The sequence below is a fragment of the Brevibacterium picturae genome (assembly GCF_900105045.1).
Classification (GTDB): domain Bacteria; phylum Actinomycetota; class Actinomycetes; order Actinomycetales; family Brevibacteriaceae; genus Brevibacterium; species Brevibacterium picturae.
Map to the genome: position 1 here is coordinate 2946322 of NZ_LT629739.1, position 25180 is coordinate 2971501.

The window sequence follows — 25180 nt, forward strand, 5'->3', positions numbered from 1 at the left end:
TGCTTCCCGGACTCTGGACTCAGAACCCGTACGAGGCCTCCTTCTCCTCCCTCATCGAGGCATAGGTTCGCGTGAGGACGAGCGTGTCCTCGACCAGTCTGTCGAGTCGGGCAAGGACATCGTCGTTCACGATCTGATTGCGCAGCAGATCCTTCTCCTCGACGAACACATAGGGGTGGACGACCTGGGCCTTCATATAGCTCAGAATCGGATGCAGCTGTTGCTGGGGGATGAGATAGTGCTTGGCCGATCCCGCGGTTGCGACCATGGCCGCAACCTTGTCGCGGAAGGCATCGACCGGCAGCAGGTCGAAGATGTTCTTCAACGTTGCCGGAATCGAGGCCTGGAAGATCGGAGTGCCGATGATGATGGCGTCGGCGTCCATGATCGTCTGTGTGACACGACCGGTGTCGCCGGTGTATTCGGTGAAGTTCCGGCCGTCGCTGAAGACCATGTCCTCTTCGGCGAGGTCGATGAGCGTGACCTCGACGTCGGGGTTCTGGGCCATCACCGCCTGGGAGACGTACTCCATGACGGTCCGGGTCTTCGTGCCCACGTTCGAGCCGGACAAAGCGACGAGTTTCATCGCGTAGCCTCCTGTGCACTGTCGTCTTCGGCGGGTGTCGCCTCGGTGGCGGTGTACTTCTTCACGGCGGGGATGACCTCTGATCCGAGGACCTCGATCTGCTTCCTCACCATGTCGTAGGGCATTCCGCCGAAGTCGATCTGGCCGAGGTAACGCTGATGGCCGAAGACCTCATGCTGGTGCAGGATCTTCTCCACGACCTGCTGCGGGCTGCCGAGGTTGACGATGCTGTGCGGGTCGACGCTCTGAGCAAAGGCCTGTTTGGGCATGCCCTGACCGTTCGTGCGCTTCATCCCCTCGTTGATATGAGGGTAGAGCCCGCGCAGCGCCTCCTGCGAAGTCTCGGCAACATGAAGGAAGCCTGCGGTCGCGATCGGCAGGGTCGCCGGGTCGTACCCTCGGTGGCGGGCCGCCTCCCGGTAGGCGTCGACCGTCGGCCGAAACGACGAGGTGGTCCCACCCAGGTGTGCCATGACCATGGGCACTCCGGCCAGGCCGGCCTTGATCGCGCTCGTCGGGGCACCGCCCACCGCGCGCCAGATCGGAAGCGGATCCTGCGCGGGACGGGGGAGCACCTCGGCGTCGTTGAGTGGTGCACGGAACTGTCCGGTCCACGTGACTTTCTGTTCCCGATTGATGCGGTTGAGCAGATCGAACTTCTCCTCGTACAGCTCTTCGTAATCGCGCAGGTCGTAGCCGAGGAGTTCGAACAGTCCGACTCGAGAGGCCCGACCGGCGACGAGCTCGGCCCGACCGTCGGAGATGTGATCGATGGTCGAGAAGTTCTCGAACACACGCACCGGGTCAGAGGTGCTCAGGATCGTCGAGGTGCTGCCGATGCGAATGGTGCTCGTCGCCTGGGCGATCGCGCCGAGGATGACCGCATGGGCCTGGGAGGCGAAGTACTCCTGATGGCTCTCGCCGACGCTGACGAAGTCGAAGCCGGCGTCCTCGGCCGCTTGCGCGTAGCCGATGAACTCGCGAATGCGTTCGCCCGCACCGACCCGTGAACCGTCGGCCGGATTCGGCAGATGATCGCCGAGGCTGTACATCCCGAACTGCAGTCCCTGACCTGAGGTGAACCCGAGGCGGTCCATCATGGTCGTCGAAGTGGCTTGGCCGGTCGGCTCGTTCAATCGTTCTCCTCAGTCACGCAGATGTCGATACGGGGATCGACTCCGAATATTGTCGTTTGCCATGTCAACTGATGACGGCGGAGAAAAATTCCCTAGAAGCGTTCCTCATCCGCGCGGCGCGCGAGGCTGTTCTCGTAGAGCTTCTTCATCAGTGCGTGCAGCTCCGTCTGTTCGTCCTCATCGAGGACCTCGTCGAAGAGTGAGGCCTGCTGCTCGAGTTGTGAGGGATAGGCCCATTCCAGGAGCTCGGCGCCCTCATCGGTGAGTGAGATGTGTTTGGTCTTCCAGTCCTGCTGCCGGGAGATGAGGCCGGCGTCCTCGAGTCGGGTGAGCATGCGGGAGATGCCGCCGCCGGTGACGGTCAGGCCGCGGGCCAGATCGGTCTGAGTGATCGGCTGAAAATTGCGGATGTGGGCCAGGGCCTCGAATTGGGCGAGCGTGAGACCGAATTGGCGCAGGTGGTCGTGGGAGAGCTGATTGCTGTTCTGGACAAAGCGGACCATCCGCAGCCAGATCAGCGTGCTCAGCGACAGATCCTCCATGTGCCCCCAGTACTGTCGGGCCGAGCGCGTCGGCGATGTCCCTTCACCGTCAATGTACCGTTTGGACTCGGTGGGCCCAAGCGAGTTCCCACGCCGGATAGGCCGCGAAGAGACGACAGAGGCAAGGACCCGAAGATCCTTGCCTCTATTTACTTTATAGTGCAGATGGGGGATTGCGGCAAGACCCCATATGCGAAGGATACTTGTACCTCGTGCTGAGAGAGTGGAGCTGTTGTGACTGAAGTGATCATCGTCGGTGCCGGGCCGACCGGATTGATGTTGGCCGCAGAGCTGGCACTGGGAGGGGTAGACAGCACTCTCCTCGAGAGACGACCGAACCAGGAGCTGACCGGAACCCGTGCGCTCGGACTGCAGTCGCGGACCCTTGAGATGTTCGACCAGCGAGGCATCGTCGATCGCTTCCTGGACGCGGGCCAAATCTCGCAGGTGCTGGGATTCGGCAATACGCGCCTGGGCATCATTGATTTTCCGTCCCGGCACCCGTACGGATTGGGCCTCCACCAGCAGCACACCGAACGCATCTTGGCTCAGTGGGTCGAAGAGCTCGGGGCGAGCATCGAGTACGGGGTCGAAGTCACCGGATTCGACCAGGACCGCAGCGGAGTCGACGTTCGGCTCTCCGATGGGCGCGAGCTGCGCGCCGACTACATCGTCGGCTGCGACGGCGGGCGCAGCCTGATCCGAAAGGCTGCCGGGATCGATTTTCCCGGTTGGGAGCCGACCATGAGCAGTCTCATCGCCGAGGTCGAACTGACCGAGGATCCGGTGTGGGGTGTCCACCACCACGAATTCGGTACCCAGGCGTTCAGCCAGCTCGCGAACGGTCGGGCGAGCCTCGTCGTCTCTGAGAAGGAACCGCAGGAGAGCGCAGAGCCCACACTCGATGATCTGCGTGCCGGGCTGATCGACGCGTGGGGGACTGACTTCGGCGCCCACGCCCCCGGCTCGATCTCTCGGTTCACCGATATGGCCCGCCAGGCTGCCACCTATCGTTCCGATCGGGTGCTGTTGGCCGGTGACTCGGCGCACGTCCACTCCCCGGTCGGCGGCCAGGGCCTCAACACAGGTGTCCAAGATGCCGCGAATCTTGGCTGGAAGCTCGCCCAGGTGGTCAGGGGGACTTCGCCGGAGAGTCTCCTCAACACCTACCATTCGGAGCGTCACGCCGTCGGCGCGCAGGTCATTCACCACAACCTGGCACAGACGGCTCTGATGCGGATGGACGACCGAGTCAAGGCCCTCAACGAAGTGATCGATGGCTGGCTCCACATGGACGAGCCCCGCAAATCACTGGCCGGCGACCTGTCCGGGCTCGCCATCCACTACGAAAGCAGAACAGGACGCGAAGCCGGTGGCGAACACGATGCGGACGAACATCCGTTGGTGGGACGCCGCGTACCCGACTTGGATCTCCACACCCCGGCGGGGGCATTGAGAACGTACACGCTGCTCCACGGGGGCATCCCGGTGCTGCTCAACCTCGGCGATCCCGGTGACATAGACATCACCGCCTGGACGGACCGAGTCAAGCGTGTCGATGCGCGCTACTACGGTGCATGGGATCTGCCGGTCATCGGTGAGGTCTCGGCTCCCACCGCCGTGCTCATCCGCCCCGACGGCTACGTGGCATGGGTCGGCCGATCCACGACGACTGGGCTGGAAGAGGCGCTGGAGTTCTGGTTCGGCTCCCTGCCCGGTGTGGAAGAGCAGCCTGGCCTGCCGTGAAAGGACATCCTGACCGGCCGACCCCCGCGGAAGGCGGCTTCGAGGAACGCCGCGCGGACTGCGGCGACGTCGGTGCTGACTGCCTCTTCGATGCCCTCGAAGACCTGCTCGGCAACGCGTCCATGGCCGTATCGTGCGACATACCTCGCCAGCTCTCCGTTGGCCATCGAGGACCCGGCCAAGATGACATCGCGAAGGTCGAGTGCCTCGAGCATCTCACCCCGTAGACTCACACCTATCCAGCCACCGGAGCCTGGCCGTCAGGAGCCTCATGCGCAGCAGAAGCAGCGCGAAACCCAGCGACAACGCAGAGACCGAAACCGCGGAGACCGTAACCGAGGGCGAACATGGTGATGCCATTGTCGTCGGCAGCGGCTTCGGCGGAGCAGTGGCGGCCGCCCGCTTGGCTCAAGCCGGGTTTTCAGTCACCGTTCTCGAACGCGGCAGACGATGGCTTCCCGGGCAGTTCCCACGATCGACCGATCTCGAAGAGGGCTGGCTGTGGCAAGCCGGGCACGGGCTGTACGACCTTCGCTGGCTGAACTCGATGCTCTCGCTGCAGGCCGCCGGCTGGGGCGGCGGCTCCCTCGTCTATGCGAATGTCTTCGCAAGGCCCGCCGCACAGACACAAGATGATCGCTGGCCGACGACCCTGCGTCGGGAGGCCCTCGACCCCTACTACGATCTGGCCGGCACCATGCTCGGAGTCACCCCCGTGCAACCCGATCCGCGCACCGGTGTGGTGCCGACTCGCACGAACGTGGTCGAAGACATCGTCGACCAGACGCAGGTCAGACCGGCAATGGTTCGCCCGAACCTCGCAGTCCGCTTCGGTGCATCGGACACCTGGTCGCGCAACCTCCATGGCGTGCCGCAGAGAGGGTGTGCCTTTCTCGGAGAATGCGTACTGGGATGCAACAGATCAGCCAAGAACTCCCTGGACCTCAACTACCTCGCCGTCGCAGAACAGCACGGGGCCACTGGCGTCACCGGAGCCGAAGTCACACGCATCGCACCAAACGAAACCGGATGGTCCGTGTGGTCGAAGGAAGGCGAGGGATCCGAAGGGAATCTGGTCCAACGCAGGGCCACACGACTGATCCTCGCCGCCGGTTCCGTCGCTACGACCGAACTCCTGCTGCGATCCCGCGACATCGACCAAACGCTGCCCAATCTCTCTGCCACTCTGGGACGCGGCTTCTCCGGCAACGGAGACCAGCTCGCACTTGCAAATATTCGCCGAGGCGACGGGGACCTCACAACCGGTCCCACGATCACCACAACAACCGTCCTCGACGTCTGGGAGCGCTCCAAGCCGGTATGGTTCCAGGTCCAGGATGGTGCCGTGCCCGTCGTGATCTCCGACATGCTCGATCGGCTTCTGCCTCTGCAACGACTGCGTGCCTGGTGGAGCAGACTGCGCCGAAACGATCCCACTCGGACCCTTGCGCTGCTGTCGATGGGACATGATTCGGGAACGGGCCGCTTGGAGCTCGACAAGCACGGTGAGGCACGACTGCGCTGGGCGAACAGGTGGCAGGCACGCCTCTACCGCGCCGAGGAACGAGTGGGTCCCCTCATCACCCGAGTCACAGGGTCACGCGTCCGATCGGTGATCCCCTGGTCGATATTCAAGAAACCGGTGACGGTGCATCCGCTGGGCGGAGTACCTGCCGGAGACAGCAGCGACACCGGCGTCGTGGGACGAGACCTGCAGGTGCATGGGCACCCGGGCCTCTATGTGATGGACGGAGCTGTGCTCCCGGCATCGACGGGCGCAAACCCCTCGGCGACCATCCTTGCCGGCGCGGAACACGCGATCGAAGGACTTATCCGCACACTCACCGGAGACAGTTCGTGGCGTGCCCCGGAATGGGACCGTGTCCGCCCCGTCCCGGCACCCGAGGACGTGGCCTACGAATGGATAGCTCGCCGACGCCGGGATACCGCCGGTGACGGGATCGTCTTCGATGAGCATATGCACGAAAGCGCCCCCGGACCTGGCAGGGTCGGAGACCTGCAGGTGCGGCTCGAGATCACCAGTCTCGATCGTTTCCGTGCCGATCCCGAACACCGGCTTGCCGTCGACGGCACGCTCACACTCGCCCAACTGCCTGGAACCCTCGACGTGACGGGCGAGCTGCACATGTTTCCGGACGAGGGAGAACCCCTCATGCGCTATGACCTTCGTGTTACAGGCCAGGATGGGCAGATCTGGATCGGCGAGGCCATCAAATCCCAACGAGGACGAGGCCCTCTCGCCCGGTATCGAAGCCTCACGAGCGCGGAACTCGTCCTCCGAAGCGAAGGCGACCCGAACGAATCGATCAGGACTCGGCTGGTGCTGGACCCGCACAATGTGGCAGGAAACGGACTTTCCCTCCGGGGGCAGGGATTCACATTCCCACGGCGGGCAAAAGCGCTGATGAACTTCTCGGCCTTCTTCCTTACCGGAGTGCTCGGACTCCGCCGACGCGGAGAATAAGGGTGAAGTCGAGCGCTTGGAACAGGTCGAGCGGACGGCGATGTGCCATGAAACAATGGAGACCTGAACACGTGTGCACCGGAAAGAAGGATCGTCTGTGACCACTGAGAACTCGAGAGACAAGGAGACCGGCGACCTCCTCGGTGCGGGACGCTTGGCAGCGGTCATCATTGCGTCGACCTCGGCGGCAAGGGGAGAGGCGGCGGACACGACCGGCCCGATCCTCGTCGACTGGCTGCGCTCACGCGGCTACACCACACCCGATGCCATCGTCGTCCGCGACGGTGAACCCGTCGGCCAGGCTCTCCGGTCTCTCCTCGTCGACGCCGGCGAGGACGAGCGCCCACGCATCATCGTCACCAGCGGCGGCACGGGACTCGCTCCCGATGACCGGACGCCTGAGTTCACCGCTGAACTCCTCGAACGGCAGTCGCCGGGCCTCGTGTACGCGATGTGGCGCAAGGGGCTGGAGGCGACCACCTCGGCGGTGATGAGTCGCGGAGTCGCCGGCGTGCGAGGCCGCAGCTTCGTCATCAACTTCCCCGGCTCGAAGGGCGGCGTCAAGGACGGCATCACCGTCATCGACGACCTCCTCGAACACATCCAAACCTCGATCGAGGACACCACCGACCACGGACCAAGGGTCTGATCGACATGCAGCAGCGCAGGGCCGTCCGCGCCCGAGTCCACAAGTTCGACGCCACCGGAGAGATCTCCGCCGGACCGGACTCCCTGGCCGGTGAGGAGCCGCTCGAGATCCGGCTCAACGGCGAGCAGTTCGCCGTCACGATGCGCACCCCCGGCAGCGACGTCGAACACGTGGCCGGCTACCTCCTCTCCGAGGCGATCATCACGACCATGGACGATATCGAGGAGATCGACTTCTCCGCCGGACTCGCCCCCGATGGCTCCCGGAACTACAACGTCGCCCGGGTGCGGCTGAGGCCCGGGATCTGGAGCGCCGAGGCGGCCCCCGCCCGATCCGTCTACACCTCGTCCTCGTGTGGGATCTGTGGAACCGCGGCCATCGACGCGGTGACGAAGACCTCCGCCTACCCCCTGATCCCGGCATCCTTCCCCGTCGACCTCGACGAAGAATTCCGGTTCCCGTCCCTGATCTCAGCGGCGAGGATCGGGGAACTGCCCGACCGGCTGCGTGAGGGACAAAACGTCTTCGACAAGACCGGGGGAGTCCACGCCGCGGCACTCTTCGCCGTCGGTGAGGACCCGAATGCCGAGCCCGAGCTCCTCGTCACCCGCGAGGACGTGGGCCGACACAATGCCGTGGACAAGGTCATCGGCTGGGCCATGTCACACAATGGAATCGGCCTGCCGCTGAGCCGCACCGTCCTCCAGGTCTCGGCCAGGGCCTCCTTCGAACTGGTGCAGAAGTCCGCGATGGCCGGCATCCCGATGATGTCGGCCGTCAGCGCACCCTCGGCGCTCGCCGTTGATCACGGCAAGAGCGTGGGTGTCAGCGTCATCGGCTTCAATCGTAGGGGCCGCTTCAATGCGTATTCCTACCCGGAGCGCATCGCCTAGCCGCATCGCCTGCGCTCTGCCTCGGTGCTAGATTCGGTGGAATGGGAATCAATGACGATCGCAGCACGCACACGTCCGCACTCTCGCTCGCCGAAGCGCAGGCGGAATGGGACGTCGAACGCACCTTCCTCGACTCCTGCTCGTACGGGCCACCACCTCGGCGCGGGTGGGACGCGATGCAGGCATCGCTCGAGCAATGGCGACGCGGCACCCGCCCCTGGCAGACCTGGGCGGATTCCGTCCAGACATCCCGAGAACTCTTCGCACGGATGGTCGGTGCGGATGCGGACTGGGTGACCACAGGCGCCGCCGTCTCCCAGCTGCTCGCCCCGATCGCCGCGGCCCTTCCCGATGGTGCTGAAGTCCTCGTCCCCGACATTGAGTTCACCTCCGGTGTCTACCCTTTCGCCGTCCATGCGGACCGCGGTGTGCACGTTCGCACCGCACCGCTGCAGTCCCTCGCCGAGGCGATCGATGAGTCCACAGCGCTCGTGTCGTTCTCGGCGGCACAGTCGGCAACCGGGGAAGTGGCCAACATTCCGGAGATCACGGCACGTGCACGCGAGGTGGGAGCACTGACCGTCCTCGATGGCACGCAGGCCGCCGGGTGGCTTCCGCTGAATGCCGCAGAGGTCGACTTCCTCGCCGTCGCCGCCTACAAATGGCTGTGTGCTCCGCGCGGGGCTGCGTTCCTCACGATGCGCCCACCGGCCAGACGCTGCGCGGGTGAGGCGAGCACTCGGGCGCAGGAGGAATTCGCCGCGCGGCTGAAGCCGCTCGCGGCTGGATGGTTCGCAGGCGGGAGCGGAGCCAGCTTCGGCATGCCGATGCGCCTGGCAGACAACGCTCGTGCCTTCGACATCTCTCCGGCCTGGCACAGCTGGGTCGGGATGGCACCGGCGCTCGAGCTTCTGCTTGAGGTCGGCGTCGAAGCGATCCATGAGCATGATGTGGCCTTGGCCAATGCTTTCCGTGAGGGGATGGGGTTCGAAGCGTTGAACTCTGCGATCGTGTCGATCGAGGTCGCCGATTCTGCACCGTCGCGACTTGAAGAGGCGGGGATCCGATTCTCGATGACCGACGGCCGGGCACGATTCGGCTTCCACATCTACAACGACCAAGACGATGTCACTGCGGCAGTCGAGGCGCTGCGTGGACTGAGATGAGCGGACCTCAGGTCTCACCAGCTCTCACCCGATGAGCAGGAGAGTCTCCTCGATGACGACGACTGCAGCAATGGCCAGGACGAAAAACCCGAATCCCTTGCGCAGGCCTTGACTGGGCAACCTGTTGCTGAGCCAGAAGCCGATGAAGGATCCGGCAACGGCGAGGCCGGCGATGGCCGTGGCCAGCGACCAGTCGAGTGGGGTCGAGAGGGCGTAGCCGGCCAGCCCGGACGCCGACTGCATGGTGATGATGAGCAGGGACGTGGCCACGGCGCGTGGCATCGGAAGCCGTGCCAAGAGCACCAGCGCGGGGACGATGAGGAACCCTCCGCCGGCGCCGACGAAACCGGAGACCAGACCGACCGCTGCACCGGTGGCAAGGACCTTGCTGATCGGCAGCTCCTGTGGCTTCTCGTGCTGGGCACCGGCCTGACGGCGTCCGCGAATCATTGCGATGGCGGCGGCCGTCATCACCGCGGCAAAGGAGAGCATCAGCACCGGAGCGGGGACGTATGCTCCTGCTCGGCCGCCGGCGAATGCACCCACCATGGTTGCCAGCCCGAAGACGAGTCCCGTGCGCCACTCCACCCGCTTCTTCAGCGCATGCAGGCTCAGGCTGACCAGCGAGGTGACACCGACGATGAACAGCGAAGTCGGAATTGCCTGGACGGGTTCGAGTCCGGTGATATAGGTGAGCACCGGGACAGCGAGAATTGCGCCGCCGCCCCCGAGCAGTCCCAGGGTGATGCCGATGACCACGGCGAGGGCGAAGGTGAGTGCGAGTGAGAAGTCCATGATCTCCGGAATCTGACACGACAGACGCATCCGGCGCATGGTGGCGCCGGATGCGTGTGAGGACGGTCCTACTTCTGGGCGGCCTGCCAGCCGAGGTAGCTGCCCTCGAGCTCAACGACACGGTGCCCGGCTCTGCGCAGGGCGCTGGCGGCCACGGAGTTGCGTACTCCGCTCTGACAGAACGTCACGATCGTCCCGTCCTCCGGCAGCTCGTCCTGGTGCCACAGGACCCGCCCAGCACTGAGCTGCTTCGCCCCGGGGATCGTCCCCGCGACATATTCGGAGGCGTTGCGGACATCGAGGAGGAGATCGTAGTCGGTCGTGGACAGATCGGACGGTGACACCAGTTCAGGCACCACCACGGGAAGTCCGTCGAGGCTGGTCACATATCCCGTGACATCGTCGATGCCGACGCGAATCAGGTGGTCGCGCATCAGCTGTGCGAGGTCCTGATTCTTCGCGAGCAGGACGAGCGGTCGGGAATCGGCTTCGGGATCGTAGGCCCAACCGGCATGGGCGGCGGGTTTGCCGTTGACCGGGACGTTGATCGAGCCGGGGACGGTTCCCTGATGGACCTTGTGCTGGTTGCGAGTGTCGACGAAGGTCACTGTGGCCTCCTCCACGCCCTTCTTCACCACCTCGGCGTCGAGCTCCTGCACGGGATCTCGCTCACCGAGAATCTGTGGTCCGTCACGGTTCTGCCGCTTCATCCGTGAGAAGTAGGCGGGCGCATCCGGCTGGCCCTCGAGCAGTTCGTCGATGAAGCCCTGTTCATCGTCGGCTGCGAGATGACGACCCCACCAGGAGAAGTTGCGTTCGTATCCGACCGTGGTCGTGGGAACGGCGCCGAGGGCCTTGCCGCAGGCGCTGCCGGAACCGTGGGCGGGGAAGATCTGAACGTAATCGGGCAGTGCCAGCAGCTTGTCGCGCAGGCTGCGGAAGAGCTGCTTGGCGCCCTCGAACCGGGTGTCGACGCCGCCTGCCGCCTCGTCGAGCAGATCGGGGCGACCCAGGTCACCGACGAAGACGAAGTCGCCGGTGAAGAAGTAGCCGGGCTTATCGGCCGCGGCCCCATCGGTCAGCCGAAAGGAGAGGTGCTCAGGAGTGTGCCCGGGCGTGTGATCTGCGGTGAGGGTGAGGTTGCCGACGGTGATGGTGCTGCCGTCGTGGAGGCGCTGACCTGCGAAGCCGTATTGCCAGTCCTGTCGGCCTTCGCCCGAGACCCAGATGGTCGCGTCGGTGGCCTCGGCGAGTTCGCGTGTTCCGGAGAGGTAGTCGGCATGGATGTGGGTCTCTGTGACATGCAAGATGCGCATGCCCTTGGATCGGGCCAGGTCCAGATAGACGGAGACGTCCCGCCGAGGGTCGATGACGATGGCTTCATTCGTCTGCTGGCAGCCGATGAAATAACTGGCCTGCGAGAGGTCTTCGTCGTAGATGCGTTCGAGAAGCATGATGGTTCTCCGATGTTCGTGATGTGCAATTGTTCGCGATGTGCAATGGATGGGGCACTGCTGCGTGTGCCGCAGTGCTGAGCCAAGAGGTCAGGCACGCCCCTTGAGGAAGAGGTTCCAGTACATGGCCGGCAGGCCATAGCGCTTGAGGTACCACATGTCGCGACGTTCGTGCGTGGTGTCGATGACCGGGATGCTCGGAGCCGGCTGCATGCTGTAGTCGAACTCGGCCAAGAGCATGGTGGTTCGCGATGTTGTGAGCGGGCATGAGGCATAGCCCTCGTAGCGGCCGTTCATGGGGCGGTGCTCCATTGTCGCCAACAAATTCTCCACCACTACCGGAGCCTGTTTCCTGATGGCGGCACCGGTTTTGGAATTCGGTGACGAGCCCGCGTCGCCGAGGGAGAAGATCTCGGGCCAGCGCACGTGCTGCAGAGTGTTGGCATCGATGTCGACGTAGCCGTTCGGGTCGCCGGGCTTAGCCACTGGGCTCTGTTTGATCCAATCCGGCGCGGACTGCGGGGGGACTACGTGGAGCATGTCGTAGTCGAGCTGTTCGCTGTTCTGTGCCGAAGTGTCTGTGATGGTCACGGACTGTGCTGTCGGATCGATATCGGTGACCTCGCTGTTGAAACGGACCTCGATACCGTAGCGTTCCACTACCTTGTCGAGCTCCTTGGCGAAGACTTCGACTCCGAACATGCCGGGAGTGGGAAGGACGAGAACCACTCGGATGTCGTCCAGTACCCCCTGCTGCCTCCAGTAATCGGCTGCCAGATAGGCGATCTTCTGTGGAGCTCCGGCGCATTTGATCGGCCCGGAAGGCATAGTGAACACGGCGGTTCCTCGTTTCATGCCCTTGATGAGCTTCCACGTCTTCGGTGCCAGCTCGAAGTCGTAGTTGCTCGATGCCTGTGGCCCTGCGACAGCTTCGGTCATGCCGGGCACGCGGTCCCAGTCGAGTTGCAGGCCGGGGGAGACGACAAGGTAGTCATAGCCGACTTCGCCACCGGAGGCGAGTTTCACGGTGCGTTCATCCGGCTCGATCTCAGACACTGAGTCCTTGACCCAGGCAACTCCCTGCGGCATGACCTGTGTTTGGGGGCGGACGCTCTCCCTGCGCGGGGCTCGGCCTCCGCCGACGAGTGTCCACAGCGGCTGATAGTAGTGCTCGGTGCGTGGTTCGATGATGGCGACATCGCCCTGGCCGGCGTTGCGCAGACGTGCGGCCACGCTGAGGCCCGCATTTCCTCCGCCGATGACGACGATCCTATGATGCATGCTCATTGTCGATCCCTCCTTGGCCAATTGGCGTCCGCCGAGGTTGGCCGACGGCACAGAGGCAATTTCTGCAAATGGTCCGTTCAAATGTTCGTACATGTCTAATGTACGTACATTTATCGCTGAGGGGAAGCCCTGGGGAGCATTGATGTGATCACAGTAGTGACGACGAGGGAGATTCTGTCCGGAGGCGCCGGGCGTCGGCAGGGCTCGTCCAGGCAAGGCTCGTCAAAGCCGGGCAGGGCAGGATCCGACCGGGCAGGGCAGGATCCGACGGGGCAGGACCTGCAGCGTCAGGTGTGTCGCATGAAGAGGAAGGAGAGCAGCAGGACTCAGGGGTAGGTGGTTGTGACGGTGAAGCGATCGCCGCGGATGAGAGTTTCTCGCCATTCCAGTGCCCGGTCGTCGATTTTGCCCAGGCGCTCGATGAAGAAGGCCGCCGAGCCGGGCTCGGAGTGGAGACGACTTGCCTGCTCAGCGGTGAGGTTGATCGAATGCACGGTCTCCTCTCCTGCAGTCAGAGTGAGATTGCAGCACCGCTGCAGGGCATCGTAGAGAGCGGTGTGGGTCAGGTTCTGTTCGAGCACTCCGCGAGCTTCGTGGGTCAGCCACACGCGATCAATGGCCAGGGGCTCATCGTCGGCATACCTCATCCTCGCGAGGTAGACCAGATCTGCATCCGGTCCGACGCCGAGGCGTTTCGCGACCTCGGGATCCTTGCGCAATTCAGCAACGTCGATGGTGCTGCGTTGTGTCATCCCTGATTTCTGGACCGCGGCGAAGAGGCTGTAGACCGGACCGAACCGACGTTCCCTGGCAACATGGACGACCTCGGAGGGGCGCCCAGGCTGAGCCGTGACAAGTCCTTCTTGGCGCAGGGGCGTCAGCGCTGCACGGATCGTCGAGCGGCTCACGTCATAATGCTTTGTGAGTTCGAGTTCTCCCGGGAAGGTGTTGTCGAACTCTCCCCGCTTGATCCTTTGTTCAAGGTCCGCTTTGACTTTGGCCCACAGCGTCCGGTGGCCAGAGTTGTTGCTGCCTCCGGTGTTGCCGCCGGTCGAATCGATGTGTCCAGATGATGCCATGGCACCAGTCTGCCCGAATCCTTCGTCTTTTGCGGCAACGCTGACCTCTGTTGACTCCTTGACCATCCTGTCTGTGGCCGGCTGGGCCAGAATCCATCCCGAGAGGGAGCTGCGAATCGGCCGTCAGGGGGAAGTGGCCCCGGAAGGTGCGCGCATACGCTGAATTCCTGGGCTACCCCGCCCAACTGAGGTAAAGGATTCGCCATGACTGAAGTCACCGTCAACAACAATCGGCTGACGATCATCTTTCCCGGGTGGGAGCGAATGATGGCACGACGCCGTTTCCATTCTGTTCCCGTCGATGCGATCCGCGCCTTCGAAGTCACCGGGTGGCCGTCGGAGTTTTTGGGTCTGCGATCTGGTCTGAACATCTCCGGCTACCGGAAGCTCGGCACCTATCGGCACCCGAATACTGGTAGGGCCACATATCACTAAATCTATTATTGGACTGAGTACTGCGGCGACCCAGGGGTTGGCGTGATGGTATCGAAGTCGTCGCGATGGACGGATTCTCTGGATTCAAAACAGCTGCCGCGGAGGAACTTTCCGATGCTGTGGAAGTCATTGATCCGTTCCACTTCGTCAAGCTTGCTGGTGACACCCTCGACGACGTTCGTCGTCGCGTCCAGCAGGAGACAACTGGGCATCGGGGACGGGCGAAAGATCCGCTGTATCGGGCAAGGAGGACGCTGCACACGGGCACGGACCTGCTCACAAGGCGACAATAAGCACGGATCGCCAGTCTCTTCGCTGATGCGAACAGCACCGAGGTCGAAGTCACCTGGGCGCACTACCAAGACATCGTGGCTGCTTACCGGGCCGAGGACAGAAGCGAAGGCAAGAGGCTCTTGCAGGCTGTCATCGAAGCTTTGTCGGCGCGCCTGCCTGCTGGGTTGGTTGAGTTGAGGCGGTTGGGGAGAACGCTGAAGCGATGTGCAACTGACGTGTTGGCGTTCTTCCCAGGCCCGGGACGTCGAACGGGCCAACCGAATCGATCAATGGCAGGCTCGAACATCTTCGGGGATCGGCCCTGGGGTTCCGCAATCTCACTCATTACATCGCGAGGTGCTTACAGCTCGATTCCGGTGGCTTCCGACCGGTTCTACATTCTAAATTGCGATGATCCCCATAAGCGCGGGCGGCCAGCACAGATTCCGGAATTAATGAAGTACAACCCCTGGCCCAAGCGGAATGCCCAGTAGATACCACACGCAGAAGAAGAGACCCCAGCCGATAAGGATCGCGACCGACAGCGGAACCGTGAAAGCCATGAGTGTGCCGATTCCCGCGTCCTTGCGATATCGCTGTACGAATCCGAGCGCGAGGATGAAGTAGGCGCTCATGGGTGTCACGGCGTTCGTCACTGAGTCTCCGATCATGAACGACACCATGGCGGCCTCAGGGCGAACACCGTAGTAAATCATCATCGGCACGAGGATGGGTGCGAAGATCGCCCACATCGCCGAACCACTGGTGACGATCATGTTGATGAACGCCACTCCGATGATGATGACGATGAGCACAACCAGGTGTGGGGCCTCGAGCCTCTGGAGCAGATCTGCGCCGTTGACTGTAAGCACCGAGCCGATCCCTGTCCAACTGAAGTATGCGAGGAATTGGGCCACGGCGAAGAAGAGGACGATGACCGGCGCAAGATTGACCACACCCGAGATCATCGCCTCAGGAACAGCTCTGAGGGTGGTGAATGCTTTGGTGCTGTATCCGTAGACGATCCCCGTCAGAGTGAAGAACAGCGAGATGAAGATCGCGATGTTGTCGAGGACCATCGATTCGACCAGCGACTGGCCGGGTTCGATGAATGGTGAGTCCGGCAGCAGCAGGATGACGACGACTGCGCCGATGAAGACCACTCCGGCCGCCGTTGCAAGCAACAGGCCGCGAGTCTGACTGTCGTCGAGAGCCATCGACTCGGTGCGGTCCTCCACGGGTCGACCGTGTCCGGCGGCTTCACTGGCGGTAGCTTCGCCGTCGGCTTTTCCACTGGAGTTCGCGGATACTTCTGCCGGGACCTTGAAGTCGTCTCGCCGGGAGAGCACGAGTTCCACGACCAACGTGATGATCACGGCGAGAAGCAGCGACGATGTGGCCGAGAAGAAATAGGTTGCCACCGGCGTGATCGAAGCGCTCGAGTCGACCGTCTGGGCTGCAGCGGACGCCAGTGACGAGCGGATCGCGTCGGAGGGAGTGACAAGTGGACTCGCATTGAATCCGGCGGATACCGATGCGTAAGCCACCATCACGCCGAGAACAGGACTCCGTCCCGCAGCCTTGAAGGCCATTGCTCCCAGCGGGATCATCACCAAGTAGGCCGCATCGCCCATGATGTGGGCGATCATTCCGCTGAAGGCGATCGCGAAGGTCACCCACCGTTTGGGCAATCTGATGATCGTCAGCCGGATGAGGGCTTCTAGCACCCCGCTCTTCTCAGCGACGCTCACACCGAGCAGGACGACGAGCACGACCGCCAGGGGTGGGAAGGATGCGAAGTTGTCTAGAGCCGATTCGATGGCGTACTTGAGACCATCGGTCGACAGCAGGTTTTTGACTTCGACGACTTCATTGGATTCGGGCAGCGTCACTGAGACGCTGGCTGCCGAGAGCATCCAGCTGACGACGCCGAGCAGCAGAGCCATGATCCAAAACAGCCAGAACGGATGCGGAAGCAGATTGCCGATCCGCTCAATGAAGCCGATCGCGCGGTACAGAAGTGGGAGCCGTTCCGGAACAATGGAAGCGGCGGTGGTTCGTGTAGTCATCGGTCTCCTTTGATCGACGTGAGAGTCGTATTATTGATCGCCGAGCTGCAATGACAGATCTACTCCGCCAGCTGTAGCCGTGGCATATTCGAATCGGGTCGGACGGAAATTCTCAAGCAAGTCCTGTTGGCTGTCAGCGATGAGCTCCTCGGCAGCCAGGCGACCGAACAGTGGCCCAAGCATGATCCCGCTGTGTGACGAGGCAGTAGGCACGAGATAGGACGGCCGCGAATCCGATGATCGTGAAACGGTCGGCAGGCAGGGACCGAAAGCTCTCGTGTAGGCCGATCAGGTCGGGCGTTAAGTCGTTCGTCACCGCAGTAAACCACTACTGCGACATCAGAGCTCTGGCCCCGAACACAGCTCAAAGCATGCGACGAATTATGCTTCGCGCATTGAACAATCGGTCATGAAATCCACTTTCGCACCGTAATAACTGGATTCTTCGCGAGATAATTTGGGTGGGCTCTTCCATAATTCTTCCGAATAGAGACGGCGCGAACCCTGAAATGGTCGGCTTCGTCTTCAGGGTTCGCGCCGTGCTTCAACACTTTGAGCTTACATAATTTCCGATAGCGTCTTAGACCTCGGCTTCAACAGCATGAGGGTCAAAGTTCTCTGCACCTGACTCGTTCGGAAGGGAGAGGCGATCTGCTCGGAATCCCTCCAGCAGTCGGACCTTGGAGTCAGTCATCAGTTCCTCCGCGGCCAAACGTCCCATCAATGCGCTGAGCGTCGCGCCACTGTGCATGGTCAGCAAATACAGATTGGAAGTATCGTTCCAGAAGCCAGCAACCGGTAGGCCATCGAACGGATACGGTCGCACGGCGAGGCTTATGCGTTCTCCGCGAGTTTGATCAGAGTTGACGTCTGCCACCCCATGAGAGGCACGCTGTATCAGGTCTGCCACGGTCGAATTCGGAAGCGTCCACGACTCAGTGTCGAGCGTCTGATCACCAGCTACCGAACGTACCGCAAGCCTTCCGCCTGCAATCGGACAAACCGAGACCCCGGGCAAATGCAATAGTGTCGACAGAGAAGACGTCCCTGGCACAGTAATTACTGTCGCGCCTGGTTCTCCGACAGTTGAGACCGAGACTCCCAGCTCTCCCATAAGTGCGCCGATCTGGCTGCCCGCAGAAAGAACTACCCGGTCAGCATGAACGTGGCTTCCATCATTGAGGACTACACCAGTCACCTTATCCGACTCGATGAGCAGGTGGTCAACCGCCGTCTGTGACCGCACAACGGCGCCGAGATTCTGGGCCGCCTGGAGCAAACGGTGAATCAGCTGCGGAAGATTCACCCAGCTCTCCCCAGGGAAAAAGGCGGCCGTACGGTAGTCGTCATGGACCCGAATGAGCGGGTCGTAACGGGGAAGGTCCTGGGGCTCCAATTCGATTGCCGCATACCCGTAGTCGTGGAGACGATCAATTCGCGCCCGAAGTGATTGGGCTGCCTCGTCTGTACCGGCAACTTCAACGTTTCCACCGCTGTATAGCCAATCATCGTTCCCGAGTTCACGTGCTATTGCGCGGTGCTCGGACATCGACATCACATTGAGGTCGTGGTATCGACGCTGCTCCTTTGTATTTGAGTTCAGCCAAGCCAGGCTTGCAGAACTCGCTTCGTCTCCCGGAATGCCCCGCTCGAAGAGCTGAACGTCAGCACCCCTCTTTGCAAGCTGGTACGCCGCGGAAGCACCAAGTACGCCGCCGCCAATTACGATGATTTTCATTCGAATTTACTCCTTATATCTGCTCTGACTACTATCTAATTGACTGCCTCGACCAATTCGTTCTCCACCAGGTCGTCCTTGTCTGCGGACATTCAGCTAGAGCACGAGTGGCCTATCCTCAACGAGCCATCTCGCCCCTCTCCTCGGATTCTCGTCACAGGCGGTGATGACGGCTGTTTTCACAGGAGTTGATTTCATATGCCTTCCGTTCTTAAAACGTAACAAGTTACATGAAGGTTGTGCGGCTATCGCCGCAGCCTTCTAGATCTACTCGGTTGGCTCTTCGCTTTCGCCACAGGACTGGCGAACCACGAGCCGTGGATTTTTAACGATATGTTGCGGGTGATCGTTTCCGTTAGTGATGAGAGTTGCAGCTTCGACCCCCATATCGAATGACGGCTGAGCAACCACGGTGATTCCCAAAGTTTTCGCCCAAGGGAAGTCATCCATTGCGATGAGGGCGATATCCTCCGGTATATGACAGCCACGCTCATTGAGGACCTCGTAAGTTCGAGTGGTGAGCAGACCAGTGAGACAGACAATAGTGTCGATTGGGCGGCCGACGGCTCTGGCATTCGTGAAGATCTCATCCAATGCGACACTGACGTCGTTTCCGGATTCGGCAACGTGCACCACGTCATCATGGAGAGTCAGGTCGTACTCTGCCAGGGTCTCTCTGAGACCATCGATCCTCTCGCTTTGGGAGGTTCGACTGCCGCCGTGAAGCACTCCGATTGATTTCTTGCCACATTCGATGAGATGAGTTGCGATCAGTCGCCCAGCTTCGTGATTATCAAGGGCGATAGAGTGCAGGTTGGGCACCAGATCGGGTGCTTTACGTGCCACGATGACACACGGTGTACCGCGTTCGGCGAAGTGTTTTGTTCGATCGTCAGTGGAGGGGCCAGTTGTGAGAATGAGGCCCCGTACCCGTTGTTCATCCATGGTCTGGACATGCGCAGCTTCTCGTTCAATTTGATTGAAGGTGTTAGCGAACATCACTAAGCTGCGATCGTGCGTTGCAACTTTATCGATGCCACGCATCAGTTCGAGATAGAAGGGGCTGTTGAGATCTCTGATGATCACACCAATCGTGTTAGAACGACCTGCAAACACTCCCCGTGTCAATGCGTTCGGTGTGTAATCAAGTGTGCCTACTGCCGCCCACACCCGATCTGAGGTGGAACTTGTCACCTTGTGACCATTGAGCACACGTGACACAGTCGCGGTCGACACATTCGCCGCTGTAGCAACGTCGTTGATTGTAGCGCGTGGCATAACCAGTCCTCTCAGTTAGCCCAATATTTCCTAAGCAGCAGATGCGACTCGTTTCCCGTTTCGTACCTCAACAGTTCCGTTGACGATGACCGCCTGAACGTCATCGAGCGCATCTGCCCTTGTAATTACCATATCCGCACAGCCTCCGGGAACTACACGACCTCGGTTGGGGGCGAGGCCCGGTATGGCATCAGCTACATTTGCACTGGCCATCGCAATTGCAGCCGGAAGCGACACGACCCCAGCTTTTACTGCCCGATCGATGACCAGCAAGATGGAGTCGTGATGTCCGCCTGCGTAGTCGGTCGAGATGGTATCGACTAGCCCTTGATCAAACATTGCGAACAAGAGGTCTGGTCCGGAAGTGATGAGTTGAGCCCCGAAAGTGTCGAGCGTGGATACGTCGACGATCACACCGTGTTCTTTGAGACGTTCAGCGTGCTCAAGCCCTTCACGCAGATCGAAGCTGTTGTGGTTTGAGTGACCCGCAATGACGGTGACTTCTCGGCGTGCGATGTCGGCGACTTGTGTCATGGAGGCTGCCGCATTATGTACCAGCACAGGAACACCGGATTGTTGCGCTTGGCCTGCCGCCTCTGTGAGCCCGTACAAGGCGACGTCGAAGGCAGGGAGAACGATATCGGACACGATCTCCTTCGCTTCGTCGACTGACAATTTTCCGGCGAGATTTGCGTCGACAATTGATTCCTCGACCGCATCGTGGTCGAACGACGATGCCGAAATGTGGCGCCCAAGGACTGCGATCTTCAGTTTGTCTGCCTGCTTTGAAGTAATCGTGACCCCGGTTCGGCGCCGCACTTCCATGGGGATGTACATATAGCTGGCACCGCCGCCACCGAGCGTGTGGCCGGCACCAATTTCCCCGAGCGCCACTGCTCCAGCACCAATAGCATCAGTAGCTGAGAATGCAATGTTTTCGTCGGATAAACCTCCCCCATCAGCCAGCGTCGCTGCTTCAAGGCAGGCTGGGGTATTGCACGATGCGAGGCTCACTTGAAGGGGATGACTTTGGTTGGTTGCAGCGAGGGCGTCAGCCGTGACGAAACCGTCAACGCACAACACAGTGGTCGTTCCTTCTTGCAGGTGAGTGTCCAAGTTCTGCAAGATTTGGCTGTGAGGTAGCGCCTCATGGCCGCTCGGGAAAAGAGGACCAAATGCTGTCCCATGAGTGTGGTTGTTGATCAATCCGGGCGTCACGAGGTTGCCGTCGACTGAGATGATCTCATCGACTCCACTGTAAGTTTCGGTTGTGCTAGTTGGAGATATTTCGCGAATCGTTGATCCTACGACGATGATGTCAACGTTGGACTGTATGCCGGTGTTCCGACCGTCAACGAGTTGGCAATTGTGCAAAACGGTAGTCCGCATGTTTCTCCTAGTGAATTGTGACTACTGAGAGGATTCCAAATGATCAGGTGAGTAAGGCGAGCCCAGTCTCGCTTGGGATTGCGACACGGACTGAATCTCCGGGGACTGGCAACACGGTCCCGCTCGGATCTGGGACTCTTACGGTGATCGTCTTCCCACCTGAAATTTCGACTTCTACGGTGGCGTTGTCCCCTTCGTTGACTACTTCGAGGGCGTGGCCATCGATCGATGGAGACGAGGCGTCTTCGGTGGTATCGATGAGGTGCAGAGATTCAGGACGGAAGAGGACACGTATGGGGGTATCAGAAGTGGGTGTTGGCTCCGCCGAGATTCGGACAGAAACCTGCGTGCCGTCGTTCAATTCGACTATGCACCGGTCGCCATCACGCCTTAGGAACTTTGCGTCGACGAGATTCGACTGCCCCACGAAGCCTGCGACGAACTCGTTGCTGGGCGAGTTGTAGATTTCAGCGGGAGTACCGAGCTGTTCGATTCTGCCGTCGCGCATCACCGCAATCCGATCACTCATGACGAGCGCTTCGGTTTGGTCATGAGTCACAAATATCGTCGTTAGGCCTAAATCTCGCTGCAGATGTTTGATCTCGAGTCGCAGTTGTTCTCGAAGCTTTAGATCCAGATTCGACAGAGGCTCATCTAAAAGCAGTACTTTGGGCTCAACGACGATTGCTCGAGCAAGAGCTACGCGCTGCTGCTGACCGCCGGATAGCTGTTTAGGGTAGCGGTCTTCTTGACCGTCCAATCCCACTCTTTGTAGCGCGCCGTCAACGCGCTTGCGAATTTCTGATGCAGGTACTTTTCGATTCTTCAATCCATACGCAATGTTCTCTCCAATGGTGAGGTGTGGGAACAGGGCATACTGTTGAAAAACCATGGTTGAGTCACGTTTATTGGGCGGTTCAGATGTGACTGCCTCGTCGTCGAGGATGATCGATCCGGAATCCGGCGAAATGAAGCCAGCGACCATGTTGAGAGTCGTCGTCTTCCCGCATCCTGACGGACCGAGTAAGGTCAGAAACTCACTTGGCTGAACGTCGAACGACAGTTTGTGAACGATCGTCGATCCACCGAGGGACTTGCGAATGTCGCGCAATGCTACGCTAGATCCCCCTCGAACTGGGGTGTCCGATGTGTCGCTTTGCGCATTGTGTCGAGTGTTCTGGGTAATGGACATATTAGCGTCCTCCAATGAAGTCGGTCATCCTCGTGAAACGAGAGGCGATAACGGCAATGAGCAGGATTCCGGCCATTCCGGTCACTGCGACGGCGGCGAGGCTGGGAGAGTATTCAAACTCCATATAGTTGAGTATCTTGATCGGTAGTGTGGTCGCCGAGCGCGAAGTGAGAAACAGTGACAGCTCAACATTGTTGAACGACATGATGAATGCGAACAGTGCACCCGCGAAAATTCCTGATTTCATCAACGGAAGCGTGATGGTGAAAAAGGTTCGCAGTCGCGAGGCTCCCAAATCGTAAGCGGCACGCTCCCACAACGGATCGACCCCGACGAGACTTACGCCGACAGTTCTAACGACGAAGGGAATGCCTATCGTGACATGGGCCGCGATCAGCAGCTCAGGTCCTAGCCAGGAGCCACCGAACATCGAAATGAACTGTAAGACCGCGAGGCTGATGACAATCTCGGGCAATAGCAGTGGGGAAGTCAGAAATCCTTCCAGCATTGTTCGGGCTCGACTGTTCGAACGTGCTAGTGCATAAGCGGCAGCGGAGCCCAAAATGACAGAGATTATTGTCGCGATCCCAGCGATTTCGGCAGAAAGCGCAAGGGGGCGCATCCATTCACCTGTCAGTGCTTCGTTCCACCACTTCAGCGAGAACTGAGTCGGAGGGAACTTGGGATAAGTGTTGGGCTGGATCGAGGTCCAAACGACTACCAGCATAGGGACAGTCACGAAGAACATCGTAAGAACGAGAAGCACATTCCGAAGTGCGTTTCCTGCTCGCGCAATTGAGCCGCGGTTGTTTTTCATTCTGAGACCCCCGGGATCCGCGTCTTCCGTGAGAAGGACAGAAGCAAACCAACGACGAATGCCCCGATGACGAGGATGATTGCGGCGATAGCAGCTGCCTGTCCCCATTCCAAGCTCGTCACCATTCGCTCTCGAACAAGCACTGCCAAGGTCTGAAGAGATCCGCCGCCAAGGACAGCTACAGTGGCGTAGGCGCCGATGCTGATGGTGAACGTCAATATGAAGCCACTGATCAGTCCCGGCGCGATGAGTGGAATAGTGATTCTTCGGAACGTGGCCACTGGTCCTGCACCGAGATCTCGAGAGGCACGCTCTAGGCTGGAGTCGACTCCTTGCAGGCTTGACATGATTGTGAAGACGGAGAAAGGCAGCAGCACATGGACCAAACCGATGATGACCGCGAAGCGCGAACCGATGAAGGCTATGGGCGCATCTATCAGTCCAAGATCCATGGCCACGGAGTTGATCAGGCCTCCGTTCTCCAGAAGTACGAGCCATCCGTATGTTCGAACGACAACGCTTGATACGAGTGGAAGAATCACCAACAGAATGACGAGACCACGCAGTCGCGAGTTGGAACGGACGAGGAAGTGCGCCACCAATGTTCCAAGAATCAGGCAAATGACCCCTACAGCTGCGGCCATCCATACGGTGTCCAACAGGACTGAGCGGAAATAGGAGTCGCTGAAGAGGTCGGTGTAGTTTTCGAGAGTGACCGGGCCGGTCACCGAAGCTCCTTCATAGGTGAAGAAGCTGGTCCCCAGCATCACTGCTGTGGGAATTGCGCATACAGCCAATACCCAGATGATGCCAGGAAGGCCCAGGTTGAGTTTAGAACGGCGTTTATTGTTTCCAGGAACAGGACGGCCGGGTACGCTTGTCGCCTTTGTCGGCGATGTCAGAACGGTTCTCATCGCACGGACTCCGACCACTGTTTCGACCAATCGGTCCGATTTTCCTGGACTGTTCCTGGATCAGCGATCTTGATGCGCTCCAAACTCTCCGGAGTCACAATGTGCTTCTCCGTAAACTCAGGACTGAACTCGATCCCTGAAATTGCTGGACCGACGTTGTACGATTCGGCCCACTGTTTTTGAATGTCCGGTCGTAGCCAAAAGTTCATCAATTTGTACCCGGCTTCCTTGTTCGGTGATTCGGCCGGCATACCTAATGCGCCGAGCAGACCGTACGATCCTTCTTTAGGAAGTGTGAAGTCATAGTCGGTGGTCTTTGAGTAGATCGCGGCTCTGCCATCCAGATACGGGAATACCGTGGCCTCTCCCCGTTCCATGAACGGCACCGCCTCGGCTGACGTGCCTGGAGTGCCCGCTGCATAAGATGCAAGTTTCGCGAGCTGGGTGAACCCAGGTTGAGTATCGTTGATTCCGCCTCCGGCCATGTCCGCGGAAAGGAGGATTTGGTGAACACCTAACATTCCTGAGGGATTGAATATCAATGCGCCGTTACGGTATTTCGGCTCGGACAGCACCTTCCAGCTCCGAGGCGGGGACGAGAAGAGCTTCTTGTTGAACATCAGTGACACGTATTGGACATCTTGAATTGCACCGAAACCGTGCGCAGCTTCGCGCAGTTTCTGTGGCTGCTTGTCTAAATTGGGAACATCTTCTTCAGTGACCGGCGCGAGTAGTTCGTCGCTCTTGCCTTGATAAAGCTCGACATCCGTCAATATGGTGAGATCGAAATCTGGGTCCCCTCTCGAGGCAAGAATTTTCGCGTATCTTTGCGTCGCAGACCCTGAACCCTGGTATTCCACCGTGATGCCTGTCTCGCTTTTGAACGGTTCGGCGATCACTTCGTTGAAGATCTCTGCGTACTCTGCTCCGTAGCCTTCAACGACGAGTACATCGCCGTCGATGTCGCTCGAGGTTGCTGTTGATGTGCATGCCGACAGCAACACCGTGAGTGCGAGTGCAAATACGGTCGTTGGACCTTTGCGTCGCCTCATACATGCCTCCTCACATGTAGATGTAACTAGTTACAGTAACTAGTTACAGTTGAGCTTAATGCGATACACGATCGGCGTCAAGATTTTTACACGGTACATGATTGGGCGCTCAGTATTCCTCGACCGATGTAACCGCCACTGCCTGATGAAGAATGACCGCCTTTAAGCACTAAAGCTCACACTCGTAGGCAACGGCGACCGGCCC

Annotated in this window: 22 protein-coding genes and 1 pseudogene; 8 read left to right on the plus strand and 15 right to left on the minus strand. The window is 60.2% G+C overall.

The window, feature by feature from the left end:
- Nucleotides 1–19: 19 nt before the first annotated feature.
- The 3 genes from BLT92_RS13560 to BLT92_RS13570 form a co-directional block, all read right to left on the minus strand.
- Nucleotides 20–586: an NADPH-dependent FMN reductase gene (locus BLT92_RS13560; RefSeq protein ID WP_092106359.1), complete on the minus strand. Its 567-nt coding sequence runs from the start codon at nt 584–586 to the stop codon at nt 20–22.
- The gene (locus BLT92_RS13565; protein ID WP_231938829.1) at nt 583–1722 is read right to left on the minus strand and encodes an LLM class flavin-dependent oxidoreductase; all 1140 of its coding nucleotides are present in this window, start codon (nt 1720–1722) and stop codon (nt 583–585) included. The genes BLT92_RS13560 and BLT92_RS13565 overlap by 4 nt, the downstream gene beginning before the upstream one ends.
- Before the next feature lie 92 nt (nt 1723–1814).
- Nucleotides 1815–2264, minus strand: a complete 450-nt coding sequence (locus BLT92_RS13570) for a MarR family winged helix-turn-helix transcriptional regulator (RefSeq protein ID WP_092106360.1) — start codon at nt 2262–2264, stop codon at nt 1815–1817.
- Nucleotides 2265–2498: 234 nt separating this feature from the next.
- On the opposite strand from BLT92_RS13570, the gene BLT92_RS13575 reads away from it, so the two are divergent.
- The 6 genes from BLT92_RS13575 (at nt 2499) to BLT92_RS13600 (ending at nt 9203) form a co-directional block, all read left to right on the plus strand.
- Nucleotides 2499–4010: an FAD-dependent monooxygenase gene (locus tag BLT92_RS13575; protein ID WP_092106362.1), complete on the plus strand. Its 1512-nt coding sequence runs from the start codon at nt 2499–2501 to the stop codon at nt 4008–4010.
- On the plus strand, nt 4007–4237 hold the full coding sequence (locus BLT92_RS21135; RefSeq protein WP_172802597.1) for a hypothetical protein: 231 nt from the start codon (nt 4007–4009) through the stop codon (nt 4235–4237). The genes BLT92_RS13575 and BLT92_RS21135 overlap by 4 nt, the downstream gene beginning before the upstream one ends.
- Before the next feature lie 44 nt (nt 4238–4281).
- On the plus strand, nt 4282–6495 hold the full coding sequence (locus BLT92_RS13585) for a GMC oxidoreductase (RefSeq protein ID WP_092106366.1): 2214 nt from the start codon (nt 4282–4284) through the stop codon (nt 6493–6495).
- A gap of 97 nt (nt 6496–6592) precedes the next feature.
- A complete protein-coding gene (locus tag BLT92_RS13590; protein ID WP_092106367.1) occupies nt 6593–7144 on the plus strand; it encodes a MogA/MoaB family molybdenum cofactor biosynthesis protein in 552 nt (183 codons plus the stop codon).
- Nucleotides 7145–7149: 5 nt separating this feature from the next.
- Nucleotides 7150–8037, plus strand: coding sequence for a formate dehydrogenase accessory sulfurtransferase FdhD (gene fdhD, locus BLT92_RS13595; RefSeq protein ID WP_092106369.1), 888 nt, complete (start codon nt 7150–7152; stop codon nt 8035–8037).
- Between the two features lie 41 nt (nt 8038–8078).
- Nucleotides 8079–9203, plus strand: a complete 1125-nt coding sequence (locus tag BLT92_RS13600; RefSeq protein WP_092106371.1) for an aminotransferase class V-fold PLP-dependent enzyme — start codon at nt 8079–8081, stop codon at nt 9201–9203.
- Between the two features lie 24 nt (nt 9204–9227).
- On the opposite strand, the gene BLT92_RS13605 is transcribed toward BLT92_RS13600, so the two are convergent.
- From BLT92_RS13605 to BLT92_RS13620, 4 genes are all read right to left on the minus strand, one after another.
- Nucleotides 9228–9998 carry a sulfite exporter TauE/SafE family protein gene (locus BLT92_RS13605; RefSeq protein WP_231938830.1) on the minus strand — a complete coding sequence of 257 codons (771 nt, stop codon included), beginning with the start codon at nt 9996–9998 and terminating at the stop codon, nt 9228–9230.
- A 68-nt stretch (nt 9999–10066) separates the two neighbouring features.
- Nucleotides 10067–11452 (minus strand): MBL fold metallo-hydrolase, encoded by a 1386-nt coding sequence (locus tag BLT92_RS13610; RefSeq protein ID WP_092106373.1) that lies wholly within the window; start codon nt 11450–11452, stop codon nt 10067–10069.
- A gap of 90 nt (nt 11453–11542) precedes the next feature.
- Nucleotides 11543–12739: an NAD(P)/FAD-dependent oxidoreductase gene (locus tag BLT92_RS13615; protein WP_092106375.1), complete on the minus strand. Its 1197-nt coding sequence runs from the start codon at nt 12737–12739 to the stop codon at nt 11543–11545.
- A gap of 326 nt (nt 12740–13065) precedes the next feature.
- Nucleotides 13066–13818, minus strand: coding sequence for a GntR family transcriptional regulator (locus BLT92_RS13620; protein ID WP_231938831.1), 753 nt, complete (start codon nt 13816–13818; stop codon nt 13066–13068).
- Nucleotides 13819–14022: 204 nt separating this feature from the next.
- Between BLT92_RS13620 and BLT92_RS13625 the strand changes: the two genes are divergently transcribed.
- Both BLT92_RS13625 and BLT92_RS13630 read left to right on the plus strand, forming a co-directional pair.
- Nucleotides 14023–14253, plus strand: coding sequence for a hypothetical protein (locus tag BLT92_RS13625; protein ID WP_092106380.1), 231 nt, complete (start codon nt 14023–14025; stop codon nt 14251–14253).
- Between the two features lie 26 nt (nt 14254–14279).
- Nucleotides 14280–14941 (plus strand): annotated as a pseudogene (locus BLT92_RS13630) (ISL3 family transposase); the annotation flags it as partial.
- 37 nt (nt 14942–14978) lie between these two features.
- Here BLT92_RS13630 and BLT92_RS13635 read toward each other — a convergent pair.
- The 8 genes from BLT92_RS13635 to BLT92_RS13670 form a co-directional block, all read right to left on the minus strand.
- Nucleotides 14979–16595, minus strand: a complete 1617-nt coding sequence (locus tag BLT92_RS13635) for an AbgT family transporter (RefSeq protein ID WP_092106382.1) — start codon at nt 16593–16595, stop codon at nt 14979–14981.
- Nucleotides 16596–17175: 580 nt separating this feature from the next.
- Nucleotides 17176–18333, minus strand: a complete 1158-nt coding sequence (locus tag BLT92_RS13640) for an NAD(P)/FAD-dependent oxidoreductase (RefSeq protein ID WP_092106384.1) — start codon at nt 18331–18333, stop codon at nt 17176–17178.
- A gap of 267 nt (nt 18334–18600) precedes the next feature.
- Nucleotides 18601–19611, minus strand: a complete 1011-nt coding sequence (locus tag BLT92_RS13645) for a LacI family DNA-binding transcriptional regulator (RefSeq protein ID WP_092106386.1) — start codon at nt 19609–19611, stop codon at nt 18601–18603.
- 30 nt (nt 19612–19641) lie between these two features.
- A complete protein-coding gene (locus BLT92_RS13650) occupies nt 19642–21000 on the minus strand; it encodes an amidohydrolase family protein (RefSeq protein ID WP_092106388.1) in 1359 nt (452 codons plus the stop codon).
- 43 nt (nt 21001–21043) lie between these two features.
- Nucleotides 21044–22192 (minus strand): ABC transporter ATP-binding protein, encoded by a 1149-nt coding sequence (locus BLT92_RS13655; protein WP_092106390.1) that lies wholly within the window; start codon nt 22190–22192, stop codon nt 21044–21046.
- A gap of 1 nt (nt 22193) precedes the next feature.
- Nucleotides 22194–23009, minus strand: coding sequence for an ABC transporter permease (locus tag BLT92_RS13660; protein WP_157691446.1), 816 nt, complete (start codon nt 23007–23009; stop codon nt 22194–22196).
- Complete coding sequence (locus tag BLT92_RS13665) at nt 23006–23923, minus strand: ABC transporter permease (protein ID WP_157691447.1); 918 nt, start codon at nt 23921–23923, stop codon at nt 23006–23008. Before BLT92_RS13665 ends, BLT92_RS13660 begins: the two co-directional genes overlap by 4 nt.
- Nucleotides 23920–24975, minus strand: coding sequence for an ABC transporter substrate-binding protein (locus tag BLT92_RS13670; RefSeq protein ID WP_092106396.1), 1056 nt, complete (start codon nt 24973–24975; stop codon nt 23920–23922). The genes BLT92_RS13665 and BLT92_RS13670 overlap by 4 nt, the downstream gene beginning before the upstream one ends.
- Nucleotides 24976–25180: the final 205 nt, after the last annotated feature.

Bases quoted from the DNA above. Each gene is read 5' to 3' on its own strand.
- BLT92_RS13620 (WP_231938831.1), bottom strand. From the start codon at position 13,818: ATGGCATCATCTGGACACATCGATTCGACCGGCGGCAACACCGGAGGC.
- BLT92_RS13600 (WP_092106371.1), top strand. From the start codon at position 8,079: ATGGGAATCAATGACGATCGCAGCACGCACACGTCCGCACTCTCGCTC.
- BLT92_RS13585 (WP_092106366.1), top strand. From the start codon at position 4,282: ATGCGCAGCAGAAGCAGCGCGAAACCCAGCGACAACGCAGAGACCGAA.
- BLT92_RS13560 (WP_092106359.1), bottom strand. From the start codon at position 586: ATGAAACTCGTCGCTTTGTCCGGCTCGAACGTGGGCACGAAGACCCGG.
- BLT92_RS13570 (WP_092106360.1), bottom strand. From the start codon at position 2,264: ATGGAGGATCTGTCGCTGAGCACGCTGATCTGGCTGCGGATGGTCCGC.
- BLT92_RS13655 (WP_092106390.1), bottom strand. From the start codon at position 22,192: ATGTCCATTACCCAGAACACTCGACACAATGCGCAAAGCGACACATCG.
- BLT92_RS13625 (WP_092106380.1), top strand. From the start codon at position 14,023: ATGACTGAAGTCACCGTCAACAACAATCGGCTGACGATCATCTTTCCC.
- BLT92_RS13615 (WP_092106375.1), bottom strand. From the start codon at position 12,739: ATGAGCATGCATCATAGGATCGTCGTCATCGGCGGAGGAAATGCGGGC.
- BLT92_RS13635 (WP_092106382.1), bottom strand. From the start codon at position 16,595: ATGACTACACGAACCACCGCCGCTTCCATTGTTCCGGAACGGCTCCCA.
- fdhD (WP_092106369.1), top strand. From the start codon at position 7,150: ATGCAGCAGCGCAGGGCCGTCCGCGCCCGAGTCCACAAGTTCGACGCC.
- BLT92_RS13640 (WP_092106384.1), bottom strand. From the start codon at position 18,333: ATGAAAATCATCGTAATTGGCGGCGGCGTACTTGGTGCTTCCGCGGCG.
- BLT92_RS13660 (WP_157691446.1), bottom strand. From the start codon at position 23,009: ATGAAAAACAACCGCGGCTCAATTGCGCGAGCAGGAAACGCACTTCGG.
- BLT92_RS13670 (WP_092106396.1), bottom strand. From the start codon at position 24,975: ATGAGGCGACGCAAAGGTCCAACGACCGTATTTGCACTCGCACTCACG.
- BLT92_RS13645 (WP_092106386.1), bottom strand. From the start codon at position 19,611: ATGCCACGCGCTACAATCAACGACGTTGCTACAGCGGCGAATGTGTCG.
- BLT92_RS13650 (WP_092106388.1), bottom strand. From the start codon at position 21,000: ATGCGGACTACCGTTTTGCACAATTGCCAACTCGTTGACGGTCGGAAC.
- BLT92_RS13610 (WP_092106373.1), bottom strand. From the start codon at position 11,452: ATGCTTCTCGAACGCATCTACGACGAAGACCTCTCGCAGGCCAGTTAT.
- BLT92_RS13665 (WP_157691447.1), bottom strand. From the start codon at position 23,923: ATGAGAACCGTTCTGACATCGCCGACAAAGGCGACAAGCGTACCCGGC.
- BLT92_RS13605 (WP_231938830.1), bottom strand. From the start codon at position 9,998: ATGGACTTCTCACTCGCACTCACCTTCGCCCTCGCCGTGGTCATCGGC.